Below are 14,694 nucleotides of genomic sequence, written 5' to 3'. Positions count from 1 at the left end.
GCAACCGTCAGCGCGTCGCAAGAGAATACTACGATCCGCGAGCGCGCCGAAGGGCCAGGACGTGCGGGGTTTCCCGCGTTTTGGGGCGTTTGCGCCGTGTTTGCGCCGTGTTTGAACCGTGCGCGCCGTTACGTCGCTTACGTCGCGCGCGTCGGCACCAGCACCGGCTTGTCGCGATACTGCGCCGGGAAGAGGCGCTTCAGGTCGGCCACCTTCGGCAGATCGTTGATGGCGATATACGGCGCGTCCGGGTGCAGCGTCAGATAGTTCTGGTGATAGGTCTCGGCCGGATAGAACGTGCGCCCCGCTTCGACCGTCGTCACCACCGGCTGCGGGAACACGTGCGCGCCCGCGAGCTGCGCGATATAGGCTTGCGCCACTTTCGCCTGCCCGGCCGTGGTCGGGAAGATGGTCGAGCGATACTGCGTGCCTTCGTCGGGGCCCTGGCGGTCGAGTTCGGTCGGATCGTGCGCCACCGAGAAATAGATCTGCAAAATGCGGCCGAAACTGATCTGCTGCGGGTCGAAGGTCACGCGCACCGACTCCGCATGGCCCGTCGTGCCCGTGCTCACCATCTCGTAGCCGGCGGTCGCGCGCGCGCCGCCCGCGTAGCCCGAAACGGCTTCGGTCACGCCTTTCACGTGCTGGAACACGCCCTGCACGCCCCAGAAGCAGCCGCCCGCGAGCACCACGGTTTCGCTGTGCGCGTTCGCGTTGACCGGTTCGTCGACAGCGGGCGGCGGCACCGCGTGCGCTTCGTCGGCGGCGAACACGCGCGAATGATTGACGCCGAAGGCCGCCACGCCCGCGAGCGCCAGCGCGCTCACCACGGCGCGCAGCGTCTTGCCGCGGCCCTTCGTTGACTGACTACGCATGATGAATCTCCTTGGCTCCTGGGGCGAGCGAATCGAAACAACCCGGCACTGCACGGCCAGCCTCAGCCGAACGTGAACGAATACGCGCGCACGCCGGGATCGAGAAAGCGGATTTCGAACGTGCGATCGACGATGTCGCCTTGTTGACGCACGAGTTGATACAAACGCTGGCCGTCGACGACACCGTTGCCGTTCGCGTCGGTATCGGCGCCATGGTTCGCACCGGGCGGCGCACCGTCCACAGTCACGCGAAAGCGCACGGGCTTGCCGTCCGCGGCCGGTCCGAGCACGAGATGCAGGTCGCGCGCATGGAAGCGATAGACGATGTCGCCGCCCGCCGCGTCCAGGTCGGTGTGCTCGGCGCCCAGCGTCCACGTACCCGCGAGCGCCCACTGGTTCAGATCGAGCGGCCCGGCCACGTAGCGGTGCGGCGCGTCGGCGACCGGATCGCCCTGCGAAGCGAAACCATGCGCGCGCTGATAGCCGAGATAGGTTTCCGGCGACTGCACCGTGTCCATCGCGGGCGGCGCTTCGGCGCCCGTGCCCGTGTCGCTGACGAAACCGCCCGGCACGTTCTTCGCGCCCGCCTGCACCAGCAAGTCGCGAATCACCTGTTCGGATTCCTGATAATTGCCTTCGCCGAAGTGATGGTGGCGAATCTGCCCTTGCGCGTCGATGAAGTAATGCGCCGGCCAATACTGGTTGTCGAAGCCGCGCCAGATCGCGTAGTTGTTGTCGATCGCCACGGGGTAATCGATCTTGAGGTCGCTCACCGCGCGCTTCACGTTGCCGATGTCCTTCTCGAACGCGAACTCGGGCGCGTGCACGCCGATCACGACGAGGCCGGAAGCGCGGTATTTGTCGGCCCACGCCTTCACGTACGGCAGCGCGCGCAGGCAGTTGATGCACGAGTACGTCCAGAAGTCGACCAGCACGACCTTGCCGCGCAGATCGGCGGCCGTGAGCGGCGGCGAGTTGAGCCATTGCACCGCGCCGCTCAGGTCGGGCAGCTTGCCTTCCACGGGCAGCGCGCCCGTGGCCGAGGCTTTCATCGCCAGTGCGTTGCCGGGGTTATCGGCATTCTCGTTGGCGTTGGCGTTGGCGTTGCCGGTGCCGTTTGCATTGGCTTGCGCATTCGGCTGATTCGGCTTCACGCGATCGATCAAACCCTGTTCGATCTGATTCGTGCCCGCGAGCGAGACGCGCGTGAGAAAGCCAGTATCCAGATGCAGCGCGATGGCGGCCACGCCCGCGAGCACGGCCACGCCCAGCGCGCGCCGCACCCATTCGCCCACGCCGAGCGAACGCTTCATGGCCGTGAACACCTTGCCGCCCACCAGCAGCGCGAGCGCCAGCGAGGTGGCCGCGCCCGCCGCATACGCGAGCAGCAGCAGCGAGGTATGCGCGCTCGCGCCCTGCAGCGCCGCGCCCGTGAGAATCAGGCCGAGAATCGGGCCCGCGCACGGCGCCCACAGCAAGCCCGTCGCCAGGCCCAGCAGCAAGGACGCGCCCACGCCCGAGCCCTTTTGCTGCGCGTCGCCGGCCGTTTCCGAGAGGCGCGAGCCGAACGCCACGAGCGGACGCGTGAGCCGCTCCGCCAGCCCCGGCACGAGCAGCGTCACGCCAAAGAACGCCAGCAGCACGAGCGCGGCCACGCGCCCGTACTGGTTCGCCGCCACGGCCCAGCCGCCGCCCACGGCCGCGAGCGCGCCCACGGCGCTGAACGACAGCGCCATGCCAACCAGCAGCGGCAGGCCGCTGCGCACGAAAGGCCGCCCGGTGCGGGCGAACACGAAAGGCAGCACGGGCAGGATGCAGGGACTGACGATCGTCAGCACGCCACCGAGCCAGGCAATCAGGAACACAGCCATTTTGCGGATCTCCACCGCCGTCCGCGCGCGAGCTGCGCTGCGGTTCCGGCGGCTTTCACAGGGATAAACACGGCGGCGGCCCGTCTATTCCGTCGCGGGTCGCGGAAAGAAGGTATCGCCGATGATGTCGAGCGCCGCGCCACGCCACGTTCACGCGCCCGCGCCCGCCTGAAGACAAACCGGGCAACGCTTTGGCACCATTTACGCCGGGCGCCGCCCCGCGACATCGCCCGGTTCGCGGCCTGCTCACCCCGATTTGCATAGAATCGGGGATCGTCGAACCCGCAGCGAGTGATTGAATGAGCGAAGCCGCATCGAACGCCACCTCCCATATTGCGCCGAATCCCGCATTGATTCCGCGCGCCCAGCTCTTCGGCAATCCCGAGAAAGCGCTGCCCAGCATCAGCCCCGACGGCCGCCATCTCGCGTGGCTCGCGCCCGTGGACGGCGTGCTGAACATCTGGGTCGCGCCGGCCGGCGCGCCCGGGCAGGCCGCGCCCGTCACACGCGACACGAAGCGCGGCATTCATTCGTACAGCTGGACGTTCGCGGGCCCGCACCTGCTGTATCCGCGCGACGCCGACGGCAACGAGCGCTATCACATCCACTGCGTGAACGTGACGACGGGCGTCGAGCGCGACCTCACGCCGTTCGAGGGCATTTTCGCGGCCGTGTACGCGAGAAGTCACCTCGTGCGCGACCGCGTGCTGATCGCCATGAACCGGCGCGATCCCAAGTATTTCGACCTTTACGCGCTCTTCATCGAAAGCGGCGAATTGCAGCTGATCGAGCAGAACACCAACATGGCCTCGTTCATCGTGGACGAGCGCTTCAACGTGCGCGTGGCCACGCGTCTGGACGCCGACGGCACGCTCCAGCTATTCGAGCGCGACGGCCATCACGATGTCGATGTCGATGTCGACAAGGCCAGCGCAGCGCCGTGGAAACCGTGGTTCAGCTTCGCTCCGGAAGACGCGCGCGTCTCGCATCCGCTCTTTCTCAACCGCGACGGCACCGCGCTGTTTCTGAGCGACAGCCGCGCGCGCGACACGGCCGCGCTCGTGCGGCTCGACCTCGCCACGGGCGAGCGCCGCGTGCTCGCCGAAGACGCGCGCTGCGACCTGGGCGGCGTGATCGTCGACAAGGACACGCGCGAGCCGATCGGCTACGGCTCGTACTACACGCAGCACGCGTGGCACGCGTTGACGCCCGGCTTCCAGACCGATCTCGACCGCTTCGCGCAGCACGGCCTGAGCGAATGGCACATGGTGAGCCGCACCGAAGACGACAGCGTGTGGGTCATCATCGGCAAGTCGGCGCTCGCACCGGGCAAGGCGTATCTGTACCGGCGCGACACCGGCGCCCTGGAATTGCTGTTCGACACGCGCCCCGATCTCGCCCACGCGCCGCTCGTGCCGATGCAACCGGTCACGATCCGCGCGCGCGACGGCCTCGAACTCGTGTCGTATCTCACGCGCCCGGCGCAGGCCGAAGGCGCGGGACCGCTCGTGCTGCTCGTGCACGGCGGTCCGTGGGGGCGCGACGGCTTCGGCTTTCATCCCGAGCATCAGTGGCTCGCGAACCGCGGCTATAGCGTGCTGAGCGTGAATTTCCGCGCCTCGACCGGCTTCGGCAAGCGCTTCGTCACGGCCGGCGACCTCGAGTGGGGCCGCCGCATGGACGACGACCTGCTCGACGCCGTCGAGTGGGCCGTGCGCGAGGGCATCGCCGACCCCGGACGCGTTGCCATCGTCGGCACGAGCTACGGCGGCTACGCGGTGCTCGCGGGCATGACGCGCAACCCGCAGCGCTATGCGTGCGGTATCGACGTGGTCGGGCCTTCTAATCTGGAAACACTGCTCGCAACCGTGCCGTCGTGGTGGGAGTCGATGCGCGCGCAACTCGTCAACGCCATGGGCAATCCCGCCACGGAAGCGGGTCTCGCGCTGCTGCGCGAACGCTCGCCCGTGCACCAGGCGAACCGCATTGCCCGGCCGCTGCTGATCGCGCAGGGCGCGAACGACCCGCGCGTGCGCCAGGACGAAAGCGACCAGATGGTCGCGGCGATGAAGCACAACGGCATTCCCGTGACCTATCTGCTGTATCCCGACGAAGGCCACGGTTTCGCGCGCCCCGTGAACCGCTTTTCGTACTACGCGGTGGCCGAGGCGTTTCTCGCGCGCTATCTCGGCGGCCGCGCCGAGCCCATGACGGCGGCGGAACGGCAGGCTTCGTCGATGCAGGTGGTCGAGGCCGGAGACATGCACGAACTAGCCTGAAGCGCGGGCGCGCGTGGCGGCGCGCGCGCCGGATACCGGCAAAGCGACCCGTTGCGCACAGCGCCGCCCCCGTGTGCGACCGAAAACCGCGCCGGAACCTCGTCTTGCGGCGCGCGTTCCGGCGTTTTCACCACACTTCGCGCCGAATTCGCGTGCCGGACGTCGACGCAAGTTGACGCCCGTACCGCACCGCCCTTACCCTTGCGCGCTGATGGTTCCCGGCGACGGGATCAAAAGGGAACGCAGTGAGGCGCGCGCGCCGAGTCTGCGGCTGCCCCCGCAACTGTCAGCGGCGAGTTCATGCCACGCGTGGCCACTGGGAAACCGGGAAGGCCGGCATCGAGCGACGACCCGCGAGCCAGGAGACCTGCCATCGCTCGAGTCCAGCAGCCGCAGCGGGCGGGGTCCCCCAATGCGCAAAAGCGTCGCGCGCGTGCTTGCGCGCGTGCGCCCGTTGCACGGACAGCCCGCCATCAGGAGCTGTTTCCAGCCGCATCATGAAGTTTCCCTATACCTTACTCGCCACGGCCGCGCTCGCCTGCGCCTCGCAAGCCGCCCACGCCGACAGCAATACCAACACCGACACCACGCTGCCGAACATCCTCGTCACCGGGGACACGCAGCACTTGCCGCAGTCGTTCGACGGCCGCTACGCGAGCACCCAGGTGCTCACGCGCGCCGATCTCGACCGTCTCTCGCCCGCCGACCCGAGCATCACCCAGGCGCTCGCCACGCTGCCCGGCGTGACCGTGCTGCAGAACGGCGGCCCCGGCACGACGGCGGCGGTCAGCATCCGCGGCTCGTCCGCGACCCAGGTGGCGGTATTCATCGACGGCATTCGCGTGGGCTCGGCCACCACGGGCACCGCCGAGTGGGCCGATCTGCCGACGGACGCGTTCGATCGCGTCGAGGTGATTTCGGGTCCGGCGGCCGCCTCGTTCGGCGCCGACGCCATGGGCGGCGTGGTGCAACTGTTCACGCGCCGCGCCGCGAATCAGCCGAACCAGACCACGGTGTCGTTCGGCGGCGGCTCGAACAAGACCTTCGACACGCAGTTGCGCACCTCGGGCACGATCCCGTCGACGGGCCCGCTCGCGGCGCTCGGCGGCGTCACGTACTCGCTCGGGCTGCACGACTACAACACGGCCGGCATCGACGCGACCGCGCCCTACGCCTACGGCCACGAAAACGGCCGCAACCCGTATCACGCGCAGGACCTCGACGCGCGCCTCGGCTACGCGCACGAGAACTGGTCGATCTCAACCTTCGCGCTCTATCACCGCAGCGATCTTTCGTACGACTTTCTCGGCGGCGACGACCACCAGCGCGACAACCAGCTCACCACGGGCATCGCGTTCCATCTGGACCTCACGCCGACCACGCAGTTCGATCAGTCGCTCGGCTATGCCACGGACCGCCAGTTCCTCTACGCGAACGACCCCACGATCGCCACCGACGAGATCGACTCGACGCGCCTCTCCACGTCCACCTCGATCACGCATCAGGAAACGGGCCACACGTTGTTCGGCCAGCCGCTCTCGGGCGAAACCCGGCTCGCGTACGACTTCACGCGCGAACTGGCGTTCCTGCCCGTGGACATTCCGAACGGCGTGCCCGCGCGCAACGATTCGGCGGTCTCCATGCACCAGGCGGCAACGCTCGGCCCGCTCACGCTGTTCCTCGCGGGCCGCCACGAGATCGTGCAAGGCCGCGCGGTGAACACGGGCAACGCGGCGCTCGCGTGGGCGATCACGCCGGTGTACACGGCGCGCGTCTCGTACGGCAACGCGTTCCGCCTGCCCACGTTCAACGACCTGTACTACCCGGGCTACGCGAATCCGGACCTGCAGCCCGAGCGCAGCGATACGGTGGAAGCGGCGCTCGACGCGACCACGGGCATTGGCACCTTCACGGCCGCGATTTACGACACGCGCGTGCACGATCTCATCAGCTACGACGCCGTCACGTATCTGCCCGTGAACGTGGGCAAGGCACACATTCAGGGCCTTGAATTGTCGTACAAGGGCACGCTCGGGAAATACACGCCGGTGAGTCTCGCGGTGGGCATTCTGAATCCGCAGGACGTGAGCGATCAAACCTGGCTGAACCGGCGCCCGCGCCAGACGGTGAGCCTTGCCGTCGATCACACGTGGGACGAGTTTCATCTGCACGCGCTGAGCACGGGCGTTTCGCTGCTCTACGGCGGCTCGACCTTCGACGACCAGTTCAACAGCACGTATCTGCCGAGCTACACCACCGTGAGCTTGCGCGCGTCGTATCGCGTGAATGCGCATCTGGCGCTCTCGGCTTCGCTGGCGAACGTGTTCAACCGGCAATACGTGACCGCGTACGGCTACAACTCGCTCGGGCGCACGGCGTTCGGCAAGATCAGCTATACGTTCTAAAAACGCGTGTTAAAAGCGCGTTTTAAAGCGCGTTTAAAGCGCTTTAGAGCTGGCGATTCAAAGCCACGCGAATCCCGATTCAAATCGCGCTTTGAGTCACCTTTATCGCGCTTCAACCCTGCTTCTTCGGCGGGCGGCGCACGGCGCGGATCTTCCCGCTCGTGCCGCCGCCGCAAAAGAACTGCCCCGCGCCGTCGGCTTCCACGCCCGAGATCGCGGTGCCTTCGGGCATGTCGAGTTGCTCGATCACGTCGCCGGTTTGCGGATCGACGTGCCGCAAGGCGCTTTCGTCGCCTTCCCACGTGCCATGCCACAACTCGCCCTCCACCCACGTCACGCCCGTGACGAAGCGGCTCGACTCGAGCGTGCGCAAAATCGCGCCCGTTTGCGGATCGATCTGATGAATCTTGCGCGCGCGATATTCGCCCACCCAGAGCGTGCCGTCATGCCACGCGAGCCCCGAATCGCCGCCATTGCCGGGCGCCGGAATCGTGGCGATCACGCGGCCCGTTTCGGGCTCGATCTTCAGAATGCGACGCTCGGCGATCTGGAACAGATAACGCCCGTCGAAGGCCGTGCCCGCATGCGCGGCCATCTCGATCGCGCGCCGCGTCTGGCCGCTCGCCGGGTCGAGCGTCACGAGGCCGTCGCCCACCGCGAACCACACCTGGCGGCCGTCGTACGTGAGACCGTGCACCGCTTCGATGCCGGGAAAGGGGCCGTATTCGCGGAGAATCTCCGCACGCGCGCGCTTCATGTCTGCCTCCGGGTTTTGTCGATGCGAGATGGCGCCGATACATCGTTACATCGATGCGCCGATGCCTCTCGATCGGCTCATGCTAGTCCCCCGGCAGCGGCGCGGGGAGTAACAAGGTCGTCGCGAATCCGGGCACGGGCGGCGTGGTCCAGCGCCGCGCGCGGCCATGGCCGAACGATTGCGCCTTGCCCGCCGCGGCCAGCGCGTCGAGCGCGCGCTGCACCGTGCGTTGGCTCGCGCCCAGCGCGATGGCGAGCGCCGAACTCGACCACGACTCGCCGTCGGCCAGAAACGCCAGCAGCGCGGCGTGCTTTTCCTCCACGGGCCGCGCGAGCACGGCCACCTCTTGCGCCGCGCGCGGCGTCAGCGCAAAGCCCCGTTGCGTGGCGTCGATGCGCGCGAGCGGTTCGATCAGCGCGCGCAGGCGGCCGATCTCCACACGCAGGCGCGCGCGATGCGTGTCGTCCGCGTGCGAGATGCGGAAGGCGCGTTCGATGAGCGCGTCGCGCGGCGTGTCGCCGGGCCACGCCTGCGCGAGCGCGCGAGCGAGCACGAACAAGACGGGACGGCGAGCCAGCTCGATCGACGTGGCCTTCGCCCGCACGACGTAGCGGCAGGCATCGACGATCAAGGCCGGCGACGCGAGCAGCGCTTCCACCTCGTCCAGCAGCAAGGGGCGCTCGACGCCGCGAGCGATGAGGCGCGCGGCGGGCGCGGCCAGCAGTTGCGCGGCACTTTCCACTTCGGCGCTCAAGGCGGCAATGCCGGCGCGTTGCGCGGCGCTCGCCGCCATGGCCAGCGCCTCGCGCGCGGCCTGGGTGCGCACACGCCGCATGGCGATACCCGCGACGATCAGCGCCTGCGCGGCATGCAACGGCGGCGGCAACGTCATGGGCGCGGCCTCGGTGAGCAGGCGCTCGGCGTCGTCGAGACGGCCGATCAGCAGCAGGCGGCGAACTTCGAGCAGGCGTGCGTGCCCGGCGTTGTGATGGTCGTCGTGCGCTTCGAGCGTGCGCCGCGCGGCGGCCAGCGCGGCGGGCGGCCAGTTCAGATCGCGCGAGGCCAGCGCGACTTCGGCCTCGGCCACCACGCAACGTGCGCGCGCCACGGCCTCGCGGGGGCCGAACGCGCGCGCGGCGCCGCGCAACAGCGCCTTCGCGCGTGGGAGATCGCCGAGTTGCGCCATGGCGATGCCGCGCAACGCGAGCGCGGCGGCGTCTTCGCGCAGCGCCACGCGGTTGAGCGCGCCGAGCGGGTCACCGGCGGCGAGGGCGCGCGCGGCAGCGGTGATCAGCGAATCCATGCTCATCGGAATCCCGCCACACTTGTCACTCCCCCGCGGTCGATAAACGGGCCTAATCTAACACGGCGCTAACACGGCGCTAACACGGAGATCCCGCGCTTCCACGATCGAGCGGCGCCTTGCGTGCACCGCACCATTATCAGGAGGAACACATGACGACGCATCGAACCGGAACTCACGAAGAATGGCGCGCCGCGCGGCTCGCCCTGCTTGCGGCGGAAAAGGAACACACGCGGCGCGGCGACGCGCTCGCGCAGCAACGCGCCGCACTGCCCTGGGTACGCGTGGACAAGTCGTATCGATTCGATACCGAAAACGGCGTGGCCGCGCTGCCCGAGCTGTTCGGGGGCCGCTCGCAACTGCTCGTCTATCACTTCATGTTCGGTCCCGACTACCAGGCCGGTTGCCCGTCGTGCTCGGCGATCGCGGACGGCATGGACGGCGTGGCCACGCATCTCGCGCATCACGACGTCACGTTAATGGCCGTCTCGCGCGCGCCGCTCGCGAAGCTGCTCGCGTATCGCACGCGCATGGGCTGGCGCTTTCCGTGGGCGTCGTCGCAGGGCGACGCGTTCAACTACGACTTCAACGTCTCGTTCACCGAGGCGCAGCAGCGCTCGGGCGACCTCGAATACAACTACGCGCGCGAGGGCCACGCCATGGACATGACGCCGCCGCCCGAACCCGTCGCGCAGTTCGCGGCGAGCTGCGGCACCGACGCGGCCACCTACACGCGCGATCGCCCCGGACTCAGCGCCTTCGTGCTCGAAGACGGCGTGGTGTATCACACGTATTCGACCTACGCGCGCGGCCTGGACGGCATCTGGAGCATGTATCAATGGCTCGATCGCGCACCGCGCGGGCGCAACGAAACGGGCGTCTGGTGGAAGCGTCATGATGAGTATCCCGAATCATCGTGAACGCGCGCGGCCACGCGATACGGCGCGCTGGCCGGTTGGGTTCGCGGCACCCGCGCCGTTCGCGCCGAGCGCCGCCGCCACGTTGTGGCGCGCGGCCGCGGCGCGCCTCGTGGGCGCGGTGGGCATCGGCATAGGGATCGCGATGCTTGCGCAGCTGGCCCGATAATCCGCTTTCCTCCCGGCCGATACGACTCCGATGTCATGCCGTTGTCAACGTGGCGAAATATACGCGAGAATATAACGAAACGCGTAGTCAACCCACGACACAATACGAAACGACACGGAGCAAGCCGGTGAGCAGCGAAACGAAAGAAGCAGTAGGCGCACAATTTTCGATGACCGCGATGGAACACGCGCGCGTGAAAACGTGGGAGGCCGTCGAGCGCATCGCCGCCGCCATGCAGCCGGGCATGCGCGAATCGGAAGCCAACGCGCGCGGCAAGGCGATCCTCGCGGAAATGGGCATGGACCGCATCTGGCATCCGGTGCTGATCCGCTTCGGCGAAAACACGCTGCGCATCTTCAAGGAACGCTCGGTGGGCGACCCGGTGCTCGGCGCCGACGACATTTTCTTCGTCGACATCGGCGTGGTCTGGGACCAGCACGAAGGCGACTCGGGTGCGACCTTCGTCACCGGCAACGACCCCGAAATGCAGGCCTGCGCGCAAGCCGCGAAAACGATCTACGACGAAGTGGCCGCTCACTGGCGCACGACCGGGTGCAGCGGCATCGCGCTCTACGACTATGCCGCCGAACGCGCGAAGGCCCACGGCTGGCGCCTGAATCTCGACATCAAGGGCCACCGCGTGAGCGATTTTCCGCACGCGATCTACAAGGCGGGCGACCTCGGCGAATTCGCGCACGAACCCGCGCCCGGCCTGTGGATCCTCGAAATCCAGATCGCCCACCCAACACGGTCGTTCGGCGCGTTCTACGAAGATCTGCTCGCCTGACCGGCCGGCTCGTTCGAGCGGGCCTCCACCCCGCAACACCGATACGCCGCTTCATCGACTGACCCACGCGCGGTCTCGCGCGCCACGCACGAGGTACGCCGCCGATGTTCATTCGCCAGCTCAACTACCTCGTCACGCTCGCGCGCGAGCAGCATTTCGCGCGCGCCGCCGAAGTCTGCAACGTCTCGCAGCCCGCGCTCTCCTCGGCGATCCGCAGTCTCGAGAACGAACTCGGGCTCGTGATCGTGCGGCGCGGGCGGCGCTTTCTCGGCTTCACCGAGGAAGGCGAGCGCGTGCTCGGGTGGGCGCGGCAAACGCTCGCGACGCTCGAACACATGCGTCAGGACGCTTCAGCGGCGCGCGTGCAACTCGCGGGCACGCTGCGCATCGGCGTGATTCCGACCACCATGCCCGTGGTGAGCCTGCTGCTCGCGAGTTGCCGCGCGGAACACGCGGGCATCCGCTATTCGCTGCGCTCGCTGAGTTCCGACGCGATCCTGCGTCAACTCGACGACTTCGAGCTCGACCTCGGCTTCACCTATCTCGACCACGACGTGCAGGCGGGCTTCGCTGTTTCGCCGCTCTATCGCGAGCGCTACATCCTCGTTTCGCCCGCGCAGGGCGACGCGGGCGCGCGCGCCGGTCTCGACCGCTGGGACGCGATGGGCGGCCTCGAACTCTGTCTGCTCGATGCGTCGATGCAAAACCGCCAGGTCATCAACGCCGCGTTTCGCCGCGCGGGCGTGCAACCCACCGTGATCGCCGAAGCCGACTCGCTGCTCACGCTGCTCGCAACCGTGCAACATGTGCAGGTCCACAGCGTGTTGCCGCATAGCCTGCTGAGCGTCGTGCACGGCAGCGGCCCGTTCGCGGCCACCTTGCTCAAACCCGAACTCACGCGCGAGATCGGCCTCATCGCGCGCAACGCGCCCGTCATGCCGCCGCTCGTGGCGGCGCTCTGGGACAGCGCGCAACGCCTCGATCTGCAAAGCCGCTTCGACGCCCTGCTCGAAGGCGCCTGAACGCCGGCGCACGGACGCACCCGCCGCCCGTTTGATAAGCGCCGCTTATCAGGCCATCTCTCCAAACGATTGGACCCGCCTCGCTGTGTCGACAACACTCTGGCCATCGATCCTTCCCGCACCGAACGATCGACACCGCGGCGCCAAACGGCCAACGCCAGCGCGCCGCCCGCCGAAGCAGTCATCCAACGTGGAGTGAGACATCATGGCCAAGGTTCTTTGCGTTCTTTACGACGACCCCGTGAACGGCATGCCCAAGCGCTACGCGCGCGACACCGTGCCCGACATCACGCGCTATCACGACGGGCAAACCGCGCCCACGCCCAAGGCCATCGACTTTACGCCGGGCGAGCTGCTCGGCAGTGTCTCCGGCGAGCTCGGCCTGCGCCGCTTCCTCGAATCGCAGGGTCATACGCTCGTCGTCACCTCGGACAAGGACGGCCCGAACTCGCGCTTCGAAAAAGAACTCGCCGACGCCGACGTTGTGATCTCGCAGCCGTTCTGGCCCGCGTACCTCACGGCCGAGCGCATCGCGAAAGCGCCGAAGCTCAAGCTCGCGCTCACGGCGGGCATCGGCTCGGATCACGTCGATCTGCAGGCGGCCGTCAAGCGCGGCATCACCGTTGCCGAAGTCACGTACAGCAACAGCATCAGCGTGGCCGAGCACGTGGTGATGATGATTCTTTCGCAGGTGCGCAACTATCTGCCCTCGCACGAGTGGGTCAAGCAAGGCGGCTGGAATATCGCCGATTGCGTGGAGCGCGCCTACGATCTCGAAGGCATGCACGTGGGCACGGTGGCCGCGGGGCGCATTGGCGCGGCCGTGCTGCGGCGCCTGAAACCGTTCGACGTGAAGCTTCATTACACCGACCGCCATCGCCTGCCCGAGCAGGTCGAGCGCGAACTCAACCTGACCTGGCACGCCGATGTCGAGTCGATGGTGCGCGTGTGCGACATCGTCACGATCAACTGCCCGCTGCATCCGGAAACGGAACATCTCTTCGACGAAAAACTGATCGCGAAGATGAAGCGCGGCGCGTACATCATCAACACGGCGCGCGGCAAGATCTGCGACCGCGACGCCATCGTGCGCGCGCTGGAAAGCGGCCAGCTCGCCGGTTATGCCGGCGACGTGTGGTTCCCGCAGCCCGCGCCGCGCGATCATCCGTGGCGCAGCATGCCGCATCAGGGCATGACGCCGCACACCTCGGGCACCACGCTTTCCGCGCAGGCGCGCTATGCCGCGGGCACGCGCGAAATTCTCGAATGCTTCTTCGCGGGCACGCCCATTCGCGACGAGTATCTGATCGTCGATGGCGGGAAGCTCGCGGGCGTGGGCGCGCATTCGTATAGCGAAGGCGATGCGACGAAGGGCTCGGAGGAAGCGAGCCGCTACCAGCCTGCGTGATTGCACCGATTGCGCCTTTTGCACCGACTGCACCGATTGCATCGATTGCATCGATTGATCAGGAATCCTGCCGATGAATTTCATCGGCAGGATTTTCGTCTGGATACGGCAGTTGAAATGGCACACCGGCTTGCGACCGAAAGATCACAGCACAGCGCCTTGCGCCCCATAACGCCACGCACATGCCCACCATGTTTCTCGCCGATCTCGCCACGGCGCGCGAGCCCGCGTAATATACGCGAGGTTATATCGCCCTGACACGCTGGCCGTTCGCGGCCTGGAGACCCGAGGATGGACATCGCGCCCCCCACCGCCACCGCCGAGAACACCGCCCTTGCCGACCTCGCGCGCAACCCGGCATCGACGCAAGCCGCCGGCACGCTGCGCCTCGCGGGCAGCCTGCTGCGCCCCGCCACGCTCACGCTCGACGCGCTGCGCCGCTACCCGGGCACGCTGGGCGCGCCGTTCGACCTGCGCTGCTACACCACGGGCCGCTTTATCCGCACGGTGCCGCCCTATCGCGGCGTGCGCCTCACCGCACTGCTCGAAGAGGCCGGACTGCGCTGCGACGAACCCGGCGACTTCAAGCGCATGGTCTTCTTCGCGGTCGGTCACGACGGCTATTTCGTGACGTTCTCGTGGCACGAGTTGTTCAACACACCAGTGGGCGAGCAGGTGCTGGTCGCGTACGAATGCGGCGGTGCGCCGCTCGACGCCGAAACAGGCGCGCCCGTACTGTATTCGGGCACCGACCTCGTGCCCGCGCCGCGCCACGTGAAGCGTCTCGTGCGTATCGAGGCCCGCGTGCTCGCGCTATAACCTCACTATCACCCGTTTGTTTTCATCCGAACGTTTTCAAATATGGGCCCTGTAAAACAGGGCCAAACCTTGTGCGGCGCAA

The 14,694-nt window shown here is 67.6% G+C and carries 11 protein-coding genes and 1 riboswitch; of the genes, 7 read left to right on the top strand and 4 right to left on the bottom strand.

Annotation, left to right across the window (positions count from 1 at the left end; genetic code table 11):
• Positions 1-137: 137 nt before the first annotated feature.
• Together msrA and FAZ98_RS26005 are read right to left on the bottom strand one after the other, a co-directional pair.
• Positions 138-875, bottom strand: a complete 738-nt coding sequence (gene msrA / locus FAZ98_RS26010) for a peptide-methionine (S)-S-oxide reductase MsrA (RefSeq protein ID WP_158955454.1) — start codon at positions 873-875, stop codon at positions 138-140.
• A gap of 62 nt (positions 876-937) precedes the next feature.
• On the bottom strand, positions 938-2,746 hold the full coding sequence (locus FAZ98_RS26005; RefSeq protein ID WP_158955452.1) for a cytochrome c biogenesis protein DipZ: 1,809 nt from the start codon (positions 2,744-2,746) through the stop codon (positions 938-940).
• Between the two features lie 299 nt (positions 2,747-3,045).
• On the opposite strand from FAZ98_RS26005, the gene FAZ98_RS26000 reads away from it, so the two are divergent.
• Positions 3,046-5,025 (top strand): S9 family peptidase, encoded by a 1,980-nt coding sequence (locus FAZ98_RS26000; protein WP_158955450.1) that lies wholly within the window; start codon positions 3,046-3,048, stop codon positions 5,023-5,025.
• A gap of 196 nt (positions 5,026-5,221) precedes the next feature.
• Positions 5,222-5,414, top strand: a riboswitch (cobalamin riboswitch).
• Between the two features lie 108 nt (positions 5,415-5,522).
• A complete protein-coding gene (locus tag FAZ98_RS25995) occupies positions 5,523-7,430 on the top strand; it encodes a TonB-dependent receptor domain-containing protein (RefSeq protein ID WP_158955448.1) in 1,908 nt (635 codons plus the stop codon).
• Positions 7,431-7,542: 112 nt separating this feature from the next.
• Here FAZ98_RS25995 and FAZ98_RS25990 read toward each other — a convergent pair whose 3' ends face one another.
• Complete coding sequence (locus tag FAZ98_RS25990) at positions 7,543-8,187, bottom strand: Vgb family protein (protein WP_158955445.1); 645 nt, start codon at positions 8,185-8,187, stop codon at positions 7,543-7,545.
• Positions 8,188-8,269: 82 nt separating this feature from the next.
• A complete protein-coding gene (locus FAZ98_RS25985) occupies positions 8,270-9,490 on the bottom strand; it encodes a helix-turn-helix domain-containing protein (protein ID WP_158955443.1) in 1,221 nt (406 codons plus the stop codon).
• A gap of 152 nt (positions 9,491-9,642) precedes the next feature.
• On the opposite strand from FAZ98_RS25985, the gene FAZ98_RS25980 reads away from it, so the two are divergent.
• The 5 genes from FAZ98_RS25980 to FAZ98_RS25960 all read left to right on the top strand — a co-directional run bounded on the left by FAZ98_RS25980 (position 9,643) and on the right by FAZ98_RS25960 (position 14,612).
• Positions 9,643-10,410: a DUF899 domain-containing protein gene (locus FAZ98_RS25980; protein WP_158955441.1), complete on the top strand. Its 768-nt coding sequence runs from the start codon at positions 9,643-9,645 to the stop codon at positions 10,408-10,410.
• A 335-nt stretch (positions 10,411-10,745) separates the two neighbouring features.
• Positions 10,746-11,363: a M24 family metallopeptidase gene (locus FAZ98_RS25975; protein WP_233272845.1), complete on the top strand. Its 618-nt coding sequence runs from the start codon at positions 10,746-10,748 to the stop codon at positions 11,361-11,363.
• Between the two features lie 104 nt (positions 11,364-11,467).
• Complete coding sequence (locus FAZ98_RS25970) at positions 11,468-12,385, top strand: LysR family transcriptional regulator (protein ID WP_158955437.1); 918 nt, start codon at positions 11,468-11,470, stop codon at positions 12,383-12,385.
• A 205-nt stretch (positions 12,386-12,590) separates the two neighbouring features.
• On the top strand, positions 12,591-13,793 hold the full coding sequence (locus tag FAZ98_RS25965) for an NAD-dependent formate dehydrogenase (RefSeq protein ID WP_158955435.1): 1,203 nt from the start codon (positions 12,591-12,593) through the stop codon (positions 13,791-13,793).
• Positions 13,794-14,084: 291 nt separating this feature from the next.
• On the top strand, positions 14,085-14,612 hold the full coding sequence (locus FAZ98_RS25960; protein ID WP_158955433.1) for a molybdopterin-dependent oxidoreductase: 528 nt from the start codon (positions 14,085-14,087) through the stop codon (positions 14,610-14,612).
• Positions 14,613-14,694: the final 82 nt, after the last annotated feature.

It is taken from the genome of Paraburkholderia acidisoli (assembly GCF_009789675.1).
Lineage (GTDB): Bacteria > Pseudomonadota > Gammaproteobacteria > Burkholderiales > Burkholderiaceae > Paraburkholderia > Paraburkholderia acidisoli.
The sequence above is the reverse complement of the archived record's forward strand: the minus strand, read 5'-3'. Positions and strand labels throughout refer to the sequence as shown.

What these genes read in the sequence shown, in the direction of transcription:
- FAZ98_RS25985 (WP_158955443.1), bottom strand. Translation starts at nt 9,490, where the DNA reads ATGGATTCGCTGATCACCGCTGCCGCGCGCGCCCTCGCCGCCGGTGAC.
- FAZ98_RS25990 (WP_158955445.1), bottom strand. Translation starts at nt 8,187, where the DNA reads ATGAAGCGCGCGCGTGCGGAGATTCTCCGCGAATACGGCCCCTTTCCC.
- FAZ98_RS25980 (WP_158955441.1), top strand. Translation starts at nt 9,643, where the DNA reads ATGACGACGCATCGAACCGGAACTCACGAAGAATGGCGCGCCGCGCGG.
- msrA (WP_158955454.1), bottom strand. Translation starts at nt 875, where the DNA reads ATGCGTAGTCAGTCAACGAAGGGCCGCGGCAAGACGCTGCGCGCCGTG.
- FAZ98_RS26005 (WP_158955452.1), bottom strand. Translation starts at nt 2,746, where the DNA reads ATGGCTGTGTTCCTGATTGCCTGGCTCGGTGGCGTGCTGACGATCGTC.
- FAZ98_RS25960 (WP_158955433.1), top strand. Translation starts at nt 14,085, where the DNA reads ATGGACATCGCGCCCCCCACCGCCACCGCCGAGAACACCGCCCTTGCC.
- FAZ98_RS26000 (WP_158955450.1), top strand. Translation starts at nt 3,046, where the DNA reads ATGAGCGAAGCCGCATCGAACGCCACCTCCCATATTGCGCCGAATCCC.
- FAZ98_RS25995 (WP_158955448.1), top strand. Translation starts at nt 5,523, where the DNA reads ATGAAGTTTCCCTATACCTTACTCGCCACGGCCGCGCTCGCCTGCGCC.
- FAZ98_RS25965 (WP_158955435.1), top strand. Translation starts at nt 12,591, where the DNA reads ATGGCCAAGGTTCTTTGCGTTCTTTACGACGACCCCGTGAACGGCATG.
- FAZ98_RS25970 (WP_158955437.1), top strand. Translation starts at nt 11,468, where the DNA reads ATGTTCATTCGCCAGCTCAACTACCTCGTCACGCTCGCGCGCGAGCAG.
- FAZ98_RS25975 (WP_233272845.1), top strand. Translation starts at nt 10,746, where the DNA reads ATGACCGCGATGGAACACGCGCGCGTGAAAACGTGGGAGGCCGTCGAG.